This window comes from Streptomyces sulfonofaciens (assembly GCF_014656295.1).
Taxonomy (GTDB): domain Bacteria; phylum Actinomycetota; class Actinomycetes; order Streptomycetales; family Streptomycetaceae; genus Streptomyces; species Streptomyces sulfonofaciens.
Map to the genome: position 1 here is coordinate 266867 of NZ_BNCD01000003.1, position 19428 is coordinate 286294.

The 19428-nt window shown below is 73.7% G+C and carries 14 protein-coding genes; 1 reads left to right on the forward strand and 13 read right to left on the reverse strand.

What is annotated here, in order from left to right:
* Window positions 1–204 precede the first annotated feature (204 nt).
* A complete protein-coding gene (locus IE313_RS06960) occupies window positions 205–1494 on the forward strand; it encodes a YeeE/YedE family protein (protein WP_189930057.1) in 1290 nt (429 codons plus the stop codon).
* 377 nt (window positions 1495–1871) lie between these two features.
* On the opposite strand, the gene IE313_RS06965 is transcribed toward IE313_RS06960, so the two are convergent.
* The 13 genes from IE313_RS06965 to IE313_RS07025 all read right to left on the reverse strand — a co-directional run bounded on the left by IE313_RS06965 (window position 1872) and on the right by IE313_RS07025 (window position 19418).
* Window positions 1872–3332, reverse strand: coding sequence for a glutamate synthase subunit beta (locus tag IE313_RS06965; protein ID WP_189930058.1), 1461 nt, complete (start codon window positions 3330–3332; stop codon window positions 1872–1874).
* On the reverse strand, window positions 3325–8001 hold the full coding sequence (gltB, locus tag IE313_RS06970) for a glutamate synthase large subunit (protein ID WP_189930059.1): 4677 nt from the start codon (window positions 7999–8001) through the stop codon (window positions 3325–3327). The genes IE313_RS06965 and gltB overlap by 8 nt, the downstream gene beginning before the upstream one ends.
* Before the next feature lie 524 nt (window positions 8002–8525).
* Window positions 8526–9257, reverse strand: coding sequence for a VIT1/CCC1 transporter family protein (locus IE313_RS06975; RefSeq protein WP_189930060.1), 732 nt, complete (start codon window positions 9255–9257; stop codon window positions 8526–8528).
* A 559-nt stretch (window positions 9258–9816) separates the two neighbouring features.
* Window positions 9817–10899: a prolipoprotein diacylglyceryl transferase gene (gene lgt / locus IE313_RS06980; protein ID WP_189930061.1), complete on the reverse strand. Its 1083-nt coding sequence runs from the start codon at window positions 10897–10899 to the stop codon at window positions 9817–9819.
* Window positions 10900–11174: 275 nt separating this feature from the next.
* Window positions 11175–11951 carry a DsbA family protein gene (locus IE313_RS06985; protein ID WP_189930062.1) on the reverse strand — a complete coding sequence of 259 codons (777 nt, stop codon included), beginning with the start codon at window positions 11949–11951 and terminating at the stop codon, window positions 11175–11177.
* A 63-nt stretch (window positions 11952–12014) separates the two neighbouring features.
* Window positions 12015–12830 carry a tryptophan synthase subunit alpha gene (gene trpA / locus IE313_RS06990; RefSeq protein ID WP_189930063.1) on the reverse strand — a complete coding sequence of 272 codons (816 nt, stop codon included), beginning with the start codon at window positions 12828–12830 and terminating at the stop codon, window positions 12015–12017.
* Window positions 12827–14122, reverse strand: coding sequence for a tryptophan synthase subunit beta (gene trpB, locus IE313_RS06995; protein WP_189930064.1), 1296 nt, complete (start codon window positions 14120–14122; stop codon window positions 12827–12829). The genes trpA and trpB overlap by 4 nt, the downstream gene beginning before the upstream one ends.
* A gap of 561 nt (window positions 14123–14683) precedes the next feature.
* Window positions 14684–14890 carry a tryptophan biosynthesis modulator TrpM gene (trpM, locus tag IE313_RS07000; RefSeq protein ID WP_189930269.1) on the reverse strand — a complete coding sequence of 69 codons (207 nt, stop codon included), beginning with the start codon at window positions 14888–14890 and terminating at the stop codon, window positions 14684–14686.
* A gap of 109 nt (window positions 14891–14999) precedes the next feature.
* Window positions 15000–15809, reverse strand: a complete 810-nt coding sequence (gene trpC, locus IE313_RS07005; protein ID WP_189930065.1) for an indole-3-glycerol phosphate synthase TrpC — start codon at window positions 15807–15809, stop codon at window positions 15000–15002.
* Window positions 15810–16026: 217 nt separating this feature from the next.
* Window positions 16027–16416, reverse strand: a complete 390-nt coding sequence (locus IE313_RS35000) for a DUF2752 domain-containing protein (protein WP_229924463.1) — start codon at window positions 16414–16416, stop codon at window positions 16027–16029.
* Between the two features lie 326 nt (window positions 16417–16742).
* Window positions 16743–16970 (reverse strand): HGxxPAAW family protein, encoded by a 228-nt coding sequence (locus tag IE313_RS07015; protein WP_189930067.1) that lies wholly within the window; start codon window positions 16968–16970, stop codon window positions 16743–16745.
* A gap of 164 nt (window positions 16971–17134) precedes the next feature.
* Window positions 17135–17785 carry a TIGR02234 family membrane protein gene (locus tag IE313_RS07020; RefSeq protein ID WP_189930068.1) on the reverse strand — a complete coding sequence of 217 codons (651 nt, stop codon included), beginning with the start codon at window positions 17783–17785 and terminating at the stop codon, window positions 17135–17137.
* Between the two features lie 88 nt (window positions 17786–17873).
* Window positions 17874–19418, reverse strand: a complete 1545-nt coding sequence (locus IE313_RS07025; protein ID WP_189930069.1) for an anthranilate synthase component I — start codon at window positions 19416–19418, stop codon at window positions 17874–17876.
* Window positions 19419–19428: the final 10 nt, after the last annotated feature.

A 19428-nucleotide genomic window follows, 5' to 3' on the forward strand; every position in this document is an offset into this window, starting at 1 on the left:
GAGCTCGGCGTGGTGCGTCGACGACGGCCTCTGTAGCCGCTGACCACGCGGTACGGGCCGCCCCGCCCGCCGCACCGAGCCGGTTGCCGGGCCCCGCACGGGCCGGACGGCCGCCGCCGCTCCCCGCCACTTCCTGGCACGCTTCCCGTCCGGGCCACCGCCGTCCCGTACGCGTCTTTGCCCCTGCACGCCCTGGAGTCCCTCATGACCACCACCTCCCCGGCCGCCACGGGACCGCGGCGGGTGTCCACCGCCCTGCTCTCACCGGCCCCCACCAGCGCCCCCGCCCCCGAGGCGCCCCGGGCACCCGCGGTCCGGCGGGTCCCGCTGCTGGTCGCCGCGCTGATCGCGGTGGGGCTGAGCACGTACGTGTTCGCCGCGCACGGCGCGAAGCCGGGTGTCCTGCTGCTGCTCGGCCTCGGCCTCGGCTTCGCCCTCTTCCACTCCAGATTCGGCTTCACCTCCGCCTGGCGACAGCTCGTCGCGGTGGGCAACGGCACCGGGCTGCGCGCCCACGCGCTGCTGCTCGGTACGACCGCGACCCTCTTCGCCCTGCTCATCGGCACCGGCACCGGGCTCTTCGGGTCGGTGCCCGCCCCGTCCGGTGGGCCGCTGGGCGTGGCGCTGCTGGTCGGCTCGTTCCTCTTCGCCGTCGGGATGCAGCTCGGCGGCGCCTGCGCCTCGGGCACGCTCTTCGCGGTGGGCTCGGGGCAGTCGTCGATCGTGCTGACGCTCGGCGGCTTCATCGCCGGCTCGACGCTGGCGGCCTGGCAGTTCGGTGTCTGGCACGACTGGCCCGCCTTCGGCCCCTACGTCCTGTCCGACCACATCGGCTGGTTCGGCTCCTGGGCCGTGACGATCGCGGCGCTCCTGGTGATCGTGGCGGTCTCCCGGGTCGTCCAGCACCGTCGCACTCCCCCGCCGGCCGGTGCCGTCCCGACGGCCCGGGGCGCGGCCGCACGGATCGTCCGCGGTTCCTGGCCGCTGGCCGTGGGCGCCGTCGTCCTTGCGGCGCTGGGCGCGGGCGTGCTGCTGGTGTCGGGCGGCGCATGGGGGGTGACCAGCGCCTTCGCCCTGTGGGGCAGCAGGGTCGTGGCGGCACTCGGCGGGCACCCCGAAACCTGGGCCTTCTGGCGGCAGCCCGGCAACTCGACGATGCTGTCCTCCCCCGTGCTCGCCGACAAGAACAGCCTGACCGACATCGGGATCATGGTGGGTGCCGCGGTGGCCGCCGCGCTCGGCGGCGCGTGGGCCCTGCACCGCGGCATCCCCTGGCGCACTGCCGTCGCCGCCGTGCTCGGCGGGATCCTGATGGGCGTCGGCGCCCGGTTGGCGGGCGGCTGCAACATCGGCGCCTACCTCGCGGGCATCGCCTCCGGCAGCCTGCACGGCTGGGTGTGGGGTGCCTGCGCCCTGGCCGGCACCTGGGCGGGCCTGAAGGTGCGGCCGGTGTTCGGGCTGGCCAACCCCAGGCCGGGCGACGGGATCTGCTGACCGGGGCCCGTCCAACCGCGCGGCCGCCGACCGGAACGCGCCACGGCGCCTGCGAAGGTCCAGGTCGGGGACATACAGGCGCCGCGCTCAGTTCCGTACGCCGTTGTACGGGACGTTGTGGTGAGCGCCGCTCGGCGCTCGGTGCGCCCCGAGGGGCGCGGGGACCCACGAGCGGCCACGGCACACCGTCGCGTCACCACCGGCCGGGAGGGACGGCTGCCGCCTCGGAACCGGTTGTCACCGCGGAGGCGGTCGCCACCCCGTCCGTGCCGGCGGCCGGTGGTGGGCCGCTCGGGCCCGTACGGCGGGGCCGCACATCGCGCCGGCCCCGCGCCGCCGCCGGCGGCGCGGGTGTCCGGGGGCCGGGTCCGGAGCCGTCAGACCACCAGCGAGCGGTCGGTCGGGCGGATCGGGGACGGCAGCTCGCTGGCACCGGTGAGGTAGCGGTCGACGCCGCGGGCGGCCGAGCGGCCCTCCGCGATGGCCCAGACGATGAGCGACTGGCCGCGGCCCGCGTCGCCCGCGACGAAGACCCCGGGCACGTTCGTCTGGAAGTCCGCGTCACGGGCGATGTTGCCGCGCGCGTCCAGCTCCAGCCCGAACTGGCCGACCAGCCCGTTGTCCTGGTCGGTGCCGGTGAAGCCCATCGCGAGCGTCACAAGCTGCGCCGGGATCCGCCGCTCGGTGCCGGGCTTCGGGGTGACCTTGCCGTCGACGAACTCGACCTCCGTGAGGTGCAGCCACTGCACGTTGCCGTCCTCGTCGCCCTCGAAGTGGGTCGTCGACGCGGCGTAGATGCGCTCGCCGCCCTCCTCGTGCGCGGTGGTCACCTTGTAGAGCATGGGGAACGTCGGCCAGGGCTGGGCGGCGCTGCGCTCCTCACCGGGGCGCGGCATGATCTCCAACTGCGTGACGGAGGCCGCGCCCTGCCGGTGCGCGGTGCCCACGCAGTCGGCACCGGTGTCGCCGCCGCCGATGACGACGACGTGCTTGCCCTCGGCGCTGATGGGCGAGGTCACGTAGTCGCCCTCCTGCACCTTGTTGGAGAGCGGCAGGTACTCCATCGCCTGGTGGATGCCGTTCAGCTCACGGCCCGGCACCGGCAGGTCCCGGGCGGTGGTGGCGCCCGCGGCGATCACCACGGCGTCGTAGCGTCCGCGCAGCCGCGCCGCGTCGAGGTCGCGGCCGACCTCCACACCGGTGCGGAACTTGGTGCCCTCCGCCCGCATCTGCTCGATGCGGCGGTTGATGTGCCGCTTCTCCATCTTGAACTCGGGGATGCCGTACCGGAGCAGACCGCCGATGCGGTCGGCGCGCTCGTAGACGGCGACGGTGTGGCCGGCGCGGGTGAGCTGCTGGGCGGCGGCGAGCCCCGCGGGGCCCGAGCCGATCACGGCGACGGTCTTGCCGGACAGGCGCTCCGGGGCCTGCGGCGCGACTGTGCCGTCCTCCCACGCCTTGTCGATGATGGAGACCTCGACGTTCTTGATGGTGACCGGCGCCTGGTTGATGCCGAGCACGCAGGCCGACTCGCAGGGCGCCGGGCAGAGCCGGCCGGTGAACTCGGGGAAGTTGTTCGTGGCGTGCAGCCGCTCGGAGGCCGCCGTCCAGTCCTCCCGGTAGGCGTAGTCGTTCCACTCGGGGATCAGGTTCCCCAGCGGACAGCCGTTGTGGCAGAACGGGATGCCGCAGTCCATGCAGCGGCTGGCCTGGGTGCTGACGATCGGCAGCAGGGAGCCGGGGACGTAGACCTCGTTCCAGTCCCGGACCCGCTCCTCGACGGGGCGGGTCCTGGCGACCTCGCGGCCGTGGTTCAAAAAGCCCTTGGGATCAGCCATTGGTCGCCGCCTCCATCATCTTCTCGGTGATCTCGGTCTCGGAGAGACCGGCCCGCTCGGCGGCGTCCTTGGCGGCGAGCACTGCCTGGTAGGTACTGGGAATGATCTTGCTGAAGCGCTGGACGGCGGTGTCCCACTCGGCCAGCAGCTTCTCCGCGACCGTGGAGCCCGTCTCGTCCCTGTGCCGGCGCACGGCCTCGTGCAGCCACTGCCTGTCGGTGTCGTCGAGCGCCCCGACCGAGGCCAGGTTGCCGGAGTTGACGTTGTCCGGGTCGAGGTCGATGACGTAGGCGATGCCGCCGGACATACCGGCCGCGAAGTTGCGGCCCGTCGGGCCGAGGACGACCGCACGGCCGCCGGTCATGTACTCGCAGCCGTGGTCGCCGACGCCCTCGGTGACGACGGTCGCACCGGAGTTGCGCACGCAGCACCGCTCGCCGGTGCGGCCGCGCAGGAACAGCTCGCCGCCGGTGGCCCCGTAGGCGATCGTGTTGCCGGCGATGGTCGAGTACTCGGCGAGGTGGTCGGCACCGCGGTCCGGCCGGACGATGACCCGGCCGCCGGACAGGCCCTTGCCGACGTAGTCGTTGGCGTCGCCCTCCAGGCGCAGTGTCACGCCGCGCGGCAGGAACGCGCCGAAGGACTGGCCCGCGGAGCCGGTGAAGGTGATGTCGATGGTGTCGTCGGGCAGGCCCGCACCACCGAACTTCTTGGTCACCTCGTGGCCGAGCATGGTGCCGACGGTGCGGTTGATGTTGCGGATGGGCACCTGGGCACGGACCGGCTGGGCCTCGGTGGCCGACTGCGCGGCGAGGGCGTCGGCGGCCAGCCTGATCAGCTCGTTGTCGAGCGCCTTCTGCAGGCCGTGGTCCTGCGCGACCGCCTGGTGGCGCACCGCGCCGTCCGGCAGGTCGGGCACGTGCAGCAGCGGCTCCAGGTCGAGGCCCTGTGCCTTCCAGTGGTCGACGGCGCGGCCGACGTCCAGCACCTCGGCGTGGCCGACGGCCTCCTCGATGGAGCGGAAGCCCAGTTCGGCCAGCAGCTCGCGGACCTCCTCGGCGATGAACTGGAAGAAGTTCACGATGAACTCGGGCTTGCCCGCGAACCGCTCGCGCAGCACCGGGTTCTGGGTCGCGATGCCGACCGGGCAGGTGTCCAGGTGGCAGACCCGCATCATGATGCAGCCGGAGACGACCAGCGGCGCGGTGGCGAATCCGAACTCCTCGGCACCGAGCAGTGCGGCGACGACCACGTCGCGGCCGGTCTTGAGCTGGCCGTCGGTCTGCACCACGATGCGGTCCCGCAGGCCGTTCAGCAGCAGCGTCTGCTGGGTCTCGGCGAGGCCGAGCTCCCAGGGGCCGCCCGCGTGCTTGAGGGAGGTGAGCGGTGAGGCACCGGTTCCGCCGTCGTGGCCGGAGATCAGCACCACGTCCGCGTGCGCCTTGGACACGCCCGCCGCGACCGTGCCCACGCCGACCTCGGAGACCAGCTTGACGTGGATCCTGGCCGCCGGGTTGGCGTTCTTCAGGTCGTGGATCAGTTGGGCCAGGTCCTCGATGGAGTAGATGTCGTGGTGCGGCGGCGGAGAGATCAGGCCGACGCCGGGCGTGGAGTGCCGGGTCCTGGCCACCCACGGGTAGACCTTGTGCCCGGGCAACTGCCCGCCCTCGCCCGGCTTGGCGCCCTGCGCCATCTTGATCTGGATGTCGTCGGAGTTGACCAGGTACTCGCTGGTCACGCCGAACCGGCCGGAGGCCACCTGCTTGATCGACGAGCGGCGCGCCGGGTCGTACAGCCGGTCGGGGTCCTCGCCGCCCTCGCCGGTGTTGGACTTGCCGCCCAACTGGTTCATGGCGATGGCGAGCGTCTCGTGCGCCTCCTTGGAGATGGAGCCGTACGACATGGCACCGGTGGAGAACCGCTTGACGATCTCGGACGCGGGCTCCACCTCCTCGATCGGGATCGGGGAACGCCCGGACGAGCCCGTCTTGAATCCGAACAGGCCGCGCAGCGTCATCAGCCGCTCGGACTGCTCGTTCACGCGTCCCGTGTACTTCTTGAAGATGTCGTAGCGCCGGGAACGGGTGGAGTGCTGGAGCCGGAAGACCGTCTCCGGGTCGAAGAGGTGCGGCTCGCCCTCGCGGCGCCACTGGTACTCGCCGCCGATCTCCAGTGCGCGGTGCGCCGGGGCGATGCCGGAGGCGGGGTAGGCCTTGGCGTGCCGGGCGGCGACCTCCGCGGCGACGACGTCGATGCCGACACCGTTGATCTTCGTCGCGGTGCCGTCGAAGTACTTGGCGACGAACTGCTCGTCGAGACCGACGGCCTCGAAGACCTGCGCGCCCCGGTAGGAGGCGACGGTGGAGATGCCCATCTTGGACATCACCTTCAGCACGCCCTTGCCGAGCGCGTGGATCAGGTTGCGGATGGCCGTCTCCACCTCGATACCGGGCAGGAACGTGCCCGCGCGCACCAGGTCCTCGACGGACTCCATCGCAAGGTACGGGTTGACGGCGGCGGCGCCGTAGCCGATGAGCAGCGCGACGTGGTGCACCTCGCGCACGTCGCCCGCCTCCACCAGCAGGCCGACGTGGGTGCGCTGCCGGGTGCGGATGAGGTGGTGGTGGACGGCGGCGGTGAGCAGCAGCGACGGGATCGGGGCGTGCTCGGCGTCGGAGTGCCGGTCGGAGAGCACGATCAGGCGGGCGCCGGCCTCGATGGCGGCGTCGGCCTCTGCGCAGATCCCGTCGATCCTGTCCGCCAGCGCCTCGCCCCCGCCGCTCACGCGGTACAGGCCGGAGAGGGTCACGGCCTTCATACCGGGCATGTCGCCGTCGGCGTTGATGTGGATCAGCTTGGCCAGCTCGTCGTTGTCGATCACCGGGAACGGCAGGGTGACGCTGCGGCAGGACGCGGCGGTCGGCTCCAGCAGGTTGCCCTGCGGGCCGAGCGAGGAGCGCAGGGAGGTGACGAGCTCTTCCCGGATGGCGTCCAGCGGCGGGTTGGTGACCTGTGCGAAAAGCTGGGTGAAGTAGTCGAAGAGCAGCCGCGGACGGCTGGACAGCGCGGCGATGGGGGTGTCGGTGCCCATCGAGCCGATCGGCTCCGCGCCCGACTTCGCCATCGGCGCGAGCAGGATCCGCAGCTCCTCCTCGGTGTAGCCGAAGGTCTGCTGGCGGCGGGTGACGGAGGCGTGCGTGTGCACGATGTGCTCGCGCTCGGGGAGGTCCTCCAGCTCGATCTCGCCGGCTTCCAGCCACTCCGCGTAGGGGTGCTCCGCGGCGAGTTCCGCCTTGATCTCGTCGTCCTCGATGATGCGGTGCTCCGCGGTGTCGACGAGGAACATCCGGCCGGGCTGGAGGCGGCCCTTGCGGACCACCTTGGCGGGGTCGATGTCGAGCACGCCGACCTCGGACCCCAGCACGACCAGGCCGTCGTCGGTGACCCAGTAGCGTCCCGGGCGCAGGCCGTTGCGGTCCAGCACCGCGCCGACCTGGGTGCCGTCGGTGAAGGAGACGCAGGCCGGGCCGTCCCAGGGCTCCATCAGGGTGGAGTGGTACTGGTAGAAGGCCCGCCGGTCCTCGTCCATGGAGGGGTGGTTCTCCCAGGCCTCCGGGATCATCATCAGCACGGCGTGCGGCAGCGGGCGGCCGCCGAGGTGGAGCAGTTCGAGGACCTCGTCGAAGGTGGCGGAGTCGGAGGCACCGGGGGTGCACACGGGGAAGATGCGGTCGAGTTCACCGTCCCCGAAGAGGTCGGAGGCGAGCTGCGACTCGCGGGCCCGCATCCAGTTGCGGTTGCCCATGACCGTGTTGATCTCGCCGTTGTGCGCCACGAAGCGGTACGGGTGGGCGAGCGGCCAGCTCGGGAAGGTGTTCGTGGAGAACCGCGAGTGCACCAGCGCGATCGCGGACGCGAAGCGGCGGTCCGACAGGTCCGGAAAGAAGGGCTCCAACTGCCCGGTGGTGAGCATGCCCTTGTAGACGATCGTGCGCGCGGACAGCGAGGGGAAGTAGACGCCGGCCTCGCGCTCGGCGCGCTTGCGCAGCACGAACGCCTTGCGGTCAAGGTCGATGCCGCGGGCGGAACCGGCCTCGTCGGTGACGAAGAGCTGGCGGAAGGCGGGCATGGTGGAGCGGGCCGTGGCGCCGAGCATGTCGGGGGCGACCGGCACGTCGCGCCAGCCCAGCACCGTCAGGCCCTCGTCGGCGGCGAGGGTCTCGACGTGGGCGACGGCCTTGGCGGCCGCGTCCGCGGTGGCCCCGCCGGCCGCGGCGCCGACGGCGCCCGCGGCACCCGGGGCGTGCACGCCCGCGACGGGCAGGAAGGCGATGCCGACGGCGTAGGCGCCCGCCTCGGGCAGCGCGAAGTCGGCGACCTCGCGCAGGAACGCGTCGGGGACCTGCGACAGGATGCCCGCACCGTCACCGGTGTCGGGCTCCGAGCCGGTGGCACCGCGGTGCTCCAGGTTCCGCAGTACGGTCAGCGCCTGCTCGACCAGCGCATGGCTCGCCTCACCGGTGAGGGTGGCCACGAAGCCGACGCCGCAGGCGTCGTGCTCGTTGCGCGGGTCGTACATGCCCTGCGCGGCAGGGCGGGCGTCCATGTACCCCCAGCGGGAGGGCTCGTGGGGCGCGGAATGCTGGGACGGCTGGCGCGGTGTACGCATCGGCTCTCCCGTCGTCGTCGTGGCTATGAGCACCTCCCAGACCGGGTCCGGGGTGCGGATGCCGAGGGACGACTTTGGCCCTCCGCGAAATTTCGTGCAGGTTACATGATGAAACGCTTCTCGAAAAACGGATGTCGCGTTCCAACATGCGGACATCACCGATGAGCGGCGGGCGCCGATCGAGGCGACATGAAGGGTGTCCGCACACAGCCCTGCGGCAGGTGCACGGACTCCGTGCCGACCGCCCTATCGAGGCAGACGCCGACACCGCGGACGGATACCCGCTGGTATGTACAGGACGGACACGTTGGTGACTGACAGACCTTGTTCGGTACGGCAGACTTGTCGAGACTTGGTACGGACCTACAGGGGCAGATCGTTGCCCGTCGGTCCGCTGAACGGCGAGCTTCGTTGCCCGCCCAGTGCTAAACGCTCATGCCCAGGGGTCGGCGCATTGAAACCGCCTGGTAACAGGGACTTGCGCAGTCATCCACATGGATGCACAGGGAAACCAGCCCAGCCTATTATCCTACGGCCGCACCGAAGAGACTGCCCAGGGCGTAGGTCACACCGGCAGCCGCGCCACCCAGCGCAAGCTGGCGCAGACCGCTGAACCACCAGGTCCGCGCGGTCACGCGGGCCACCACGGCGCCGCAGCCGAACAGGCCGAGCAGGGCGAGCAGCACGGCGGGCCACAGGGCGCTCGCGCCGAGCAGGTACGGCAGGACGGGCAGCAGGGCGCCCAGGGCGAAGGAGCCGAAGGACGACGCGGCGGCGACGGCCGGCGAGGGCAGGTCGCCCGGGTCTATGCCCAGCTCCTCCCTGGCGTGGATCTCCAGCGCCTGCTCGGGGTCCCTGGAAAGCTGCCGGGCGACCTCGCGGGCCAGCGCGGGGTCGACGCCGCGCGCCTCGTAGAGCGCCGCGAGCTCCTCCTCTTCGTCCTTGGGGTTGCGCAGCAGTTCCCTGCGCTCCACGTCGAGCTCGGCCTCCACCAGCTCGCGCTGGGCGGCGACGGAGGTGTACTCACCGGCGGCCATCGAGAACGCGCCTGCGGCGAGGCCCGCCAGACCGGTGATGACGATGGTCTGCTGGGAGACGGCGCCCCCTGCCACGCCGGTCATCAGGGCGAGGTTCGAGACCAGGCCGTCCATCGCGCCGAACACCGCGGGACGCAGCCAGCCGCCGTTGACATCGCGGTGCGTGTGGTTGTCGCGATGCGCCTCGTGCAGCGTGGCCTCGGTGTCAATGATGGACATCAGCCCACCGCTCCTTTCCTCGTGCCGGGGCACGGTGCCCCTGCGTATGCCCTCCGGCACCCTCGAAAGTACGCACGAAAAAGTTCCGCCGCCAGCAAGGAAGGCCGTACTTACCTGCGCAAACGCCGCCCTGCCGGCGGTGGATCCGGGGAGTTGCCGGGCTGTGGGCGGCGGCTTTGGCAGCGGCTCCGGCGTCCGTCCGGAAGCCTGCCGGGCGGGCCCTTCTTCGGACGAGGACCCGCGGGACACGGCTCGCGAGCTTGGTATCGCCGCGGCCGGAAAGGAGAGGGGGACCGGGGCCGGGAGCCGTCGGCGGCGCAGCGGACACCGCCCGGCGAGGGACGTGCCCGGGCGGATGGCGCCTTTCCGCCACGGCGGGCCGGGCGCCGCGGCGGTGGAGGGGGTGGTTCGGTGGTGAGGTGGCGGCCGGGACCGGGAGGGGTGAGCGGGTGACGACGGCTGCGGAAGGGCGTCCGGACCCGGCACCGCCGACCCGGCATGTCGCGGCGGGGTGCCGCTGCCGCGGAGCAGGGGGTGCGGTCCGTGCGGGCCCGGACGCTCAGGGTGTGCCGGGCTTGCCCGAGTCGGCCATGGATCCCGAGGGTGCCGGTGCTTCCTCGTCCTCGGCGCCCCGGCCCGCGGCACCCTCGTCCGCGGTGTCCTTCTCCGCCTCGTCCGCGGTGTCCCCCTCCGAGGCGCCCTCGCCCGCACGGGTGGCCTCCCCGCCCGCGGCGTCCTCGCCCGCGACCGCCTCCGTACCGGAAGCCCCGCCGGAGTCCGCCCCGCCGGAAACCACCTCGCCGGGCGCGTCCGGTCCCGCGGCGACCGCCCGGGGCTCCACGATCTCCTCACGGCCGGGCCGCAGCCGTGCGGACACCACCATGTACACCACGGCGAGCACGAAGACGACGATCGCGGTCCACTCGTTCAGCCGCAGCCCCAGCACATGGTGCGCCTCGTCCACGCGCAGGTACTCCGTCCCCGCGCGTCCGACGCAGTACGCCGCCACGTACAGCGCGAGCACCCGCCCGTGTCCCAGCCGGAAGCGCCGGTCGGCCCAGATCACCAGCAGGGCGACGAAGACGCACCACAGCGACTCGTACAGGAACGTCGGGTGGTACAGACCGGGCACCCGGCCGTCCGCGGTCGACGTGATCTTCAGCGCCCACGGCACGTCCGTCGGCCGTCCGTACAGCTCCTGGTTGAACCAGTTGCCCCAGCGCCCGCATGCCTGGGCCAGCGCCACCCCGGGCGCGACCGCGTCGGCCCACGCGGGCAGCGGGATGCCGCGCCTGCGGCACCCGATCCAGGCGCCCACCGCGCCGAGAGCGATGGCGCCCCAGATACCGAGGCCGCCCTCCCAGATCTTGAAGGAGTCGACCCAGTCACGGCCCGGGCCGAAGTACAGCTCGTAGTCGGTGATGACGTGGTACAGCCGCCCGCCGACCAGGCCGAACGGCACCGCCCACACCGCGATGTCGGCCACCGTGCCGGAGGTCCCGCCGCGGGCGATCCAGCGCCGGTTGCCGAGCCACACGGCCACGAAGACGCCGATGATGATGCAGAACGCATAGCCGCGCAGGGGAACGGGGCCGAGGTACAGCACACCGTGCGACGGGCTGGGAATGAAGGCTAGGTACATGGCAGACCCGACGCTACCCTGCCGGACCGCACCGGCGGCAACCCAACCGGCTACGGCTCCATAACGAGCCCGGTCCCGCCGCCCCGATCGGACCACCGCGGCGCCCGGGCGGCCGGTGCGCCCGGGCGGCCCCGGGCCCGCGGTGCGGCGGGCGGCGGGCGGCGGCGCGGTCGTCCGGTCCGCACGGTCCGCCGGTGCGCGGCGGACCGTACGCGGTCGACGGTTTCGCGGCGGACCGTGCGCGGTCGACGGGGCCCGGTCCCGCCGCCGCGGAGTCAGCGGTCGGCCGCCTCCACCATCTGCCGCAGCTTCTGCGGGGTGAGCGGATCGCCCTGCCTGCCGAAGACGTTCCTGCCGTTGAGCAGGACGGTCGGGGTGCCCTGGAAGGTGCTCTCCTGGAAGGCCTTGTCGGACTTGGCGACCCAGCCGTTGTGCGTGCCGTCCTCGACGCACTTGCGGAAGGCGGGGGTGGACAGGCCGCCGACCTTGTCGGCGAGGCGCAGGAGCGTGCCGTTGTCCGCGTAGCTGTCCTGCGTCTCGGCCGGCTGGTTGTCGTAGAGCACGTCGTGGTACCGCGGGAACCTGCCGGCCTCCTGGGCGCAGGCCGCGGCGTTGGCGGCGTGCAGGGAGCCGCTGCCGCCGGCGTTGTCGTCGATGAGCGTGACCAGGTGGTACTGGATCCTGAGCTGTCCGCGGGCGGCCAGGGCCTGCAAGGTCGGGCGGAAGGTGGTCTCGAACTGCTTGCAGGCGGGGCAGCGGAAGTCCTCCCAGACGGTGAGGGTGGACTTCGCGCCCTCCTGGCCGACGGGGATGGCGAGGGCGCCCTTGCCGACGGCTCCCTTGGGCGCGACGACGGGCCCCGCCGAATCGCTCTTGTCGCCGCCGGCGTTCGCGGCGAGCACCCCCACCACCGCCGCCAGGCCCATCACGCCCACCACGGCCACCCCCACCAGCAGGTTCCTGCGGCGCTTCTCACGCGTCCTGAGCTGCTCGCGCTCGGCGGCCAGTCGCTCACGGGCCGTGCGCCTGCCCTTACCGTTCTTGTCGTTCACACCCCGCAAAACGACCCGGGGAGGCACGTGCGCGCCTCCCCGGGTCAGGTCCACCCGGACGAGTTACGCGGTGCCGCGCACGCCCCGGGCCAGCTCCGCGGCGAGCGCCCCGACGCCGGCCAGGGCCGCCTGGTGGTCCGGAGCGTCCAGCATCCGCTTGACGAAGGCGGAGCCCACGATGACGCCGTCGGCGAAGCCCGCGACCTCGGCGGCCTGTGCGGCGTCGGAGACCCCGAGGCCGACGCAGACGGGCAGGTCGGTGGTGGCCCGGGTGCGGCACACCAGCTCCTCCGCCTGGGTGCCCACGGACTCCCTGGTGCCGGTGACGCCCATCAGCGACGCCGCGTAGACGAAGCCCGTGCCCGCCGCGGTGATCGTGGCGAGCCGGGCGTCCCTGCTGCTGGGCGCGACGACGAAGACCGTGGCGAGGTCGTGCTTGGCGGCGTGCTCCCGCCAGGTCGCCGACTCCTGGACCGGCAGATCGGGCAGGATGCACCCGGCGCCGCCCGCCTCGGCGAGCTCGGCCGTGAACCGCTCGATGCCGTACCGGTCGATCGGGTTCCAGTAGGTCATCACGAGGACCGGCTTGCCGGTCGCCCGGTGGGCCTCGCGCACCGTGCGCATCACGTCCGCGATCCTGACGCCGCCGCGCAGCGCGATGTCGTCCGCGGTCTGGATGACCGGGCCGTCGAGCACCGGGTCGCTGTGCGGCAGGCCCACCTCCATGACGTCCGCACCGCCGTCGAGGACGGCCGTGACCGCCTCGATGCCGCCCTCGACGGTCGGGAACCCGGCGGGCAGGTAGGCGATGAGGGCGGACCTGCCCTCGGCCCTGGCCCGGGCGAGCGTGTCGGTCAGTAGCTGGATGTTCCCGCTCATCGAGCGTCCCCCTCGATCTCGGCGGTGCCGCCGTCGCCGGCGGAGGCGTCCGCTTCGACGGCCGCGTCCGTGTCGTACAGGCCGAAGTAGCGGGCGGCCGTGTCCATGTCCTTGTCGCCGCGCCCCGAGAGGTTGACGACGATCAGCCCGTCCTCGCCGAGTTCGCGGCCGACCTCCAGGGCACCGGCGAGGGCGTGTGCGCTCTCGATGGCCGGGATGATGCCCTCGGTCCGGGAGAGCAGCCGCAGTGCCTGCATCGCCTCGTCGTCGGTGACCGCGCGGTACTCGCCGCGGCCGCTGTCCTTGAGGTGGGCGTGCTCGGGGCCGATGCCCGGGTAGTCGAGTCCGGCGGAGATCGAGTACGGCTCGGTGATCTGGCCCTCGTCGTCCTGGAGGACGTAGGAGCGGGAGCCGTGCAGGATGCCGGGCTCGCCCGCGGTGAGGGTCGCCGCGTGCTCCCCGGTGGCGATGCCGTGGCCGGCCGGTTCGCAGCCGATCAGGCGCACGTTTGGGTCGGCCAGGAAGGCGTGGAAGAGGCCGATGGCGTTCGAGCCGCCGCCGACGCAGGCCACCGCCGCGTCGGGCAGCCGCCCCGCGCGCTCCAGGAGCTGGCGGCGGGCCTCCACGCCGATGACGCGGTGGAAGTCGCGGACCATGGCCGGGAAGGGGTGCGGTCCCGCCACGGTGCCGAACAGGTAGTGCGTGTGGTCGACGTTGGCGACCCAGTCCCTGAACGCCTCGTTGATGGCGTCCTTGAGGGTCCTGGAACCGGACTTCACGGCGATGACCTCGGCGCCCAGCATGCGCATGCGGGCGACGTTCAGCGCCTGGCGCCGGGTGTCGATCTCACCCATGTAGATGGTGCACTCGAGCCCGAAGAGCGCGCAGGCGGTGGCGGTGGCCACGCCGTGCTGGCCGGCACCGGTCTCCGCGATGACCCTGGTCTTGCCCATGCGGCGGGTCAGGAGGGCCTGGCCCAGCACATTGTTGATCTTGTGAGAGCCGGTGTGGTTGAGGTCCTCGCGCTTGAGGAGGACACGGGCGCCGCCGGCGTGCTCGGCGAACCTCGGGACCTCGGTGAGGGCGCTGGGGCGGCCCGTGTAGTTCACCATCAGGTCGTCGAGTTCCGCGCCGAACGCCGGATCGGACTTGGCCTTGTCGTACTCGACGGCGACCTCGTCGACGGCGGCGACCAGCGCCTCCGGGATGAACGCGCCGCCGAAGGCGCCGAAGTAGCCCTCGGCGCTCGGGGTGTGCCCCGACGAATCGGGGAAGAAGTAGCTGCTTGGCATGTGGGATGCCCTCACGGTGCCTCCCGGGGCGGGCCCCGGGATCTGGTGGTCGTTTGTCGTGTGCGGCTGCCGGACGGGGCGCGGGCCGTTGGCCCGCACCCGCTTCACCCGGCGGGGCGAACGCCCCGCCGGGTGATGGACGGACAGCCTCGCGGCCGCGGCTGAGGACCCTTCGACGGGTCGCCCGCGCGGTCGGCGGACCGTACGGCTGGTGCCGCCGGTCCACGGGTACGGCCGGCGTCCCACCGGTCCCCCGCCGGGCGGGTCGCCACGGCGGGAGGACGGGCCTCGGCGCCGAGGACGGGCCGCGGTACCGAGGACGGCGGGTCAGCCCCGCACGGCCCCGGCGCACCGCAGCCCGGCTCCGGGCCGGTGCACCGTCCCCGCGGGCGGCCGCACGGCCGGTGGCCGCGGGTGTGCCGCGCGCCGGTGGCCGCGGGTGCCACCCGCGGCGGGCACGGCTGCCACGGGCCCTCCGCCGCCGGACGGGTGCCGTCGCGGTCGGAGGGTTTCGTGGCAGGGCGTGGCCCGGTGGGGGTGGCCCGGTGGAGTGGCCGGACGTCAGTGGTGGCGGTGTCCGGTGGGCCGGGGCCATCGCATGCCGTTGACCTGGCCCGGCTCGTCCCCGATCACATAGCGCACCCGCCGGCCGTGCACCCGCCGGGCCGGTGCGCGGCAGCCCCGCGGCCGGCAGCCGCGGGCGAGGCGGGCGTAGGGGTCGCGCGCCGTCCCGGCGGGCGGGCAGGCGCACCGGCCGGGGTCCGCCACCCGGACCGGGCCGTCGGCCGACGGGCCGGGCTCCGGAGGGCCGGAGGGGCCGGTGAGGCCGGAGGGGCCGGTGAGGCCGGAGGAGACCACAGGGACGGCGGGCATCGGGTCAGCCCCTCCCGTGCCGCAGCGCGGGGTGCTCGCCCGCGGCGACCAGGTCGGAGACGGCGGTCCTCGGGTCCTTGCCGGTCACCAGCGACTCGCCGACCAGGACGGCGTCGGCACCCGCGTTGGCGTAGGCGATCAGGTCGTGCGGCCCGCGGACACCCGACTCCGCGACCTTGACGATGCCCGGCGGGAGCTCGGGGGCGACCCGCTCGAAGGTCGACCTGTCGACCTCCAGCGTCTTCAGGTTGCGGGCGTTGACCCCGATGACCCTGGCACCGGCCGCCACGGCCCGCTCGGCCTCCTCCTCGTCGTGCGCCTCGACGAGCGGCGTGAGCCCGATGGACACCGCGCGCTCGACGAGCGACTCCAGGGCCGGCTGTTCGAGCGCGGCGACGATCAGCAGGGCGAGGTCCGCGCCGTACGCGCGCGCCTCCCAGAGCTGGTACGACGTGAAGATGAAGTCCTTGCGCAGCACCGGGATGTCGACCTTGGCGCGTACGGCCTCCAGGTCGGCGAGGGAGCCGCCGAACCTGCGCTGCTCGGTCAGCACCGAGATGACGGCCGCGCCACCGGCCTCGTAGTCGGCGGCCAGCGCCGCGGGGTCGCCGATCGCGGCGAGCGCGCCCTTCGACGGGCTGGACCGCTTGACCTCGCAGATCACCTTCACACCCGAGCCGCGCAGCGCGGCGGCCCCGTCCCGGGCCTGGGGGGCCCGCCGCGCGCGCTCCTTGAGCTCGTCGAGGCTGATGCGCGCCTGCCGCTCCGCGAGGTCGGCACGGACCCCCTCGATGATCTCGTCGAGCACACTCACGCGAGCGCTCCCCTCTCGGACGGCTCTCCGGCGGCCACCCGATGCCGGGCGGAAGCCCGGCGGTCGTGCTGCGGGCCGGCAGCCGAAGATCGAAACTGTGTCCCGGATCACCCCGGCATGGGGCAACCCGGTGCTCTCTGTGATGGTATCCGCAGCGGGGACCCGACCCCGCATCCGGGCCGGGGAAAGGCTCATTACCTGGATGTTCGTCTGTTGCTCAAGGATGCAGCCGGCCACCGAAAGGCAGGTTCCGGACAATGGTGAAGACGGTGAGCAGCGCACCGAGCGTCCAGAGGCTCCCGCGTCCGAGCGGGGGCGCCGGCGCCCGCCCCCGCGCTGCCCCGACCACCCAGGCGCCCCAGAACACCGCGAAGAGCCCGTAGCCCAGCACGGCCACCGCATTGGCCTCCAACGAGCCGGCCAGGTCGCCGTGCGCCAGTGCGTGGGCGCCGCGCAGGCCCCCGCAGGCCGGGCACCACAGACCGGTGAACCGCCGCAGCGGGCACACGGGGTAGTGGCCGGGCTCGTCGGGATCGACGACGGCCACGTAGGCGAAGGCGGCGGCGCAGGCGGCCAGGACGCCGGCGGGTGCGAGCAGCCGCCTCAGAGCGCCGGCGGCAGGAGCTGAGGGCTCCGGCGAGGCGGCCGCACCGGGCGCGGAGCGGGTCGATGCGCCGTACGGGCGATCAGGTCCGCCATGGACCGCAGCGGGGCCCGCGGAGGTGGTGGCGGCCGGAGTGGGGTGCGCAGGGGTGGTGCGCGCGGGCGGACTGGGCGCGGGGGCGCTCCGCGCCGGGGCGCGGTGCGAACGTGCGGAGTGCGCGTCTACCACGCAGGCAGTGTCCCCCGCCCCGGCCGCTCCCGCCCGCCGGCGGCCCCGGCCCGTCGGCGCCCTCGCGCCGGGGCCCGGCCCCGCGTCGTGGCCCGGGGGCGTCAGCTCTCGGAGGCGGCCGTGCGCGACGGCCGGCGCCGCCCCTGGCCGAGTCCCATGAGGCGCATGATGCCGCCCACCACCGCGCCGAGGAAGATCACCGCGATGCCGACCCAGAAGCCGACAGCGTCGTCCATGACCATGAAGGCACCCGCGACGCAGAAGCCGATGAAGGTGATGATGACACCGGTCCAGGCTGCCGGGGTGTGTCCGTGGCTGTTGCCCGCCATGACTTGCTCCTCGTTGCTCTATGCGGTCGATGGGGCCGCCTGCGTGCCGTGCGCGGTGCCGTGGCGCCGGGCCCCGCCCGTCATTGTCCCGCACGTGCACGGCCGCCCGTGCCCGGGGTGGCCGCCGCGCGCGGGGCCCCACCTGGCCGTGCGCGGGGGCGCTGTCAGGCCCCGCCGGTGGTCGGGTCCTCGCCGCGGTCCAGCGCCTTCCACAGGTCCTCGGGGCGGTCCGGGTCGACCGCGCGCACGGCGCGGGCCCGGGGGGTGCCGTCGCGTTCGTAGCGGCTCGACATGCCCGGCCACAGGCGGCCGTAGCGCAGTGCGAGCAGCCCGGCGACGAGGATGAGCACGCCGCCGGCGGCCGCCACATAGGGCCACGCGGTGTGGCTCAGGGCCTCCACGCCGGCCGCGGTGTCGCCGGAGACCTGCGCGGCCTTCTCGTCCAGCGCCGAACCCGCCGAGTCGGCGGTGGCGCCCAGCACCGCTGCGGCCACCGTGCCCGCACCGCTCAGCGCGAGCAGGGCGGACACCAGCAGCCGGCCGGCGCGGCGCACCGCGAAGACGGCGACGAGTGCGGCGAGGCCCACGACGGCGAGTGCCGCGGGCGCGCCGGTCACGTCGCTGCCCTTGGCCGTGAGCGGCAGGTCGCCGCCTGCCACCGCGGCCGTGCCCTCGGCCCAGCCCTGGCGGGAGGCGAGCAGGGCCACGGCCGCGCCTGCGGAGCCGAACAGCAGGGCGGCGGCCAGGCTGCGCCGCCCGCTGCGAGCGGCGGACGACCCGGCGTCGGTACGGGGCTGTGGTACGGCGGAAGTCACCCCACCACTATCCCTCACGCCCGGCGCGCCCCCGGGGGCCGGGGGGTGGCGCGGGCCGCGCAGGGCCGCCGGAGCCCCGCCGGACGCCTCACCGGGCACCGGTGCCCGCCGCGCGGGGCGGGGCGCTCCCGCCCGCCGCGGTCAGCCGGTTGGCCGCGTGGACCGCCCTGAGGACCGCAGCGGCCTTGTTCCGGCACTCGGTGTCCTCGGCCACCGGGTCGGAGTCCGCGACCACGCCGGCGCCGGCCTGGACGTAGGCGGTGCCGCCGCGCAGCAGGGCGGTGCGGATGGCGATCGCGGTGTCCGAGTCGCCGGCGAAGTCCAGGTAGCCGACGCAGCCGCCGTACACGCCGCGGCGCGCGGGCTCCAGCTCGTCGATGATCTGCAGGGCCCGTGGCTTGGGCGCGCCGGAGAGGGTGCCGGCCGGGAAGCAGGCCGTGAGGACGTCGAACGCACTGCGCCCCGCGGCGACCCGCCCGGTGACCGTGGAGACGATGTGCATGACGTGCGAGTAGCGCTCGACGGACATGAAGTCGACCACCTCCACCGAGCCGGGCTCGCAGACCCGCCCCAGGTCGTTGCGGCCGAGGTCGACCAGCATCAGGTGCTCGGCGCGCTCCTTGGGGTCGGCGAGCAGTTCCTCGGCGAGCGCCTGGTCCTCCTGCGGGGTGCCGCCGCGCGGCCTGGTGCCGGCGATGGGGTGCAGCATGGCCTGCCCGTCGGCCACCTTGACGAGGGCCTCCGGGCTGGAACCGACGACGTCGAAGGGCTCTCCGTCCTCGCAGGGGAACCGGAAGAGGTACATGTACGGCGACGGGTTCGTGGCCCGCAGCACGCGGTAGACGTCCAGCGCGGTGGCGGTGCAGGGGGTCTCGAAGCGCTGCGAGGGCACGACCTGGAACGCCTCGCCCGCCCGGATGCGCTCCTTGATGTCGGCCACGGCCGCCTGGAAGTCCGGGCCGCCCCAGCGCCCCGTGACCTCGGGGAGGCGGGAGGGCGGCAGCGCGACCGGGGGCTGGACGAGGGGCCGGGCCAGGTCGGCCTCCATCGCGTCCAGGCGGGCGACGGCGTCCGCGTGGGCCTCGTCGACACCGGTCGCGAGGTCGTTGTGGTTGATGGCGTTGGCGATGAGCAGGACCGTGCCGTCCCAGTGGTCGAGGACCGCGAGATCGGAGGTGAGCAGCATGGTCAGCTCGGGGAGTTGCAGGTCGTCGTGCTCGCCGGGGCCCACCTTCTCCAGGCGGCGCACGATGTCGTACCCCAGGTAGCCGACCATGCCGCCGGTGAAGGGCGGCATGCCGCAGGCCAGGTCGCGCGGGGTGTGCAGGGCCTCGACGGTGGCCCGCAGGGCCGCGAGCGGGTCACCGTCGACCGGTACGCCGACCGGCGGGGCTCCGAGCCAGTGCGCCTGGCCGTCGCGCTCGGTGAGCGTGCCGGTGGAGCGCACGCCGATGAACGAGTACCGCGACCACGAGCGTCCGTTCTCCGCGCTCTCCAGCAGGAAGGTGCCGGGGCGCTCCCCGGCGAGCTTGCGGTAGAGCCCGACGGGGGTGTCGCCGTCCGCGAGGAGCTTGCGGCTGACGGGGATCACTCGGCGGTCGGTGGCCAGCTTGCGGAAGGTCTCCAGGTCCATGGCGGGAGAC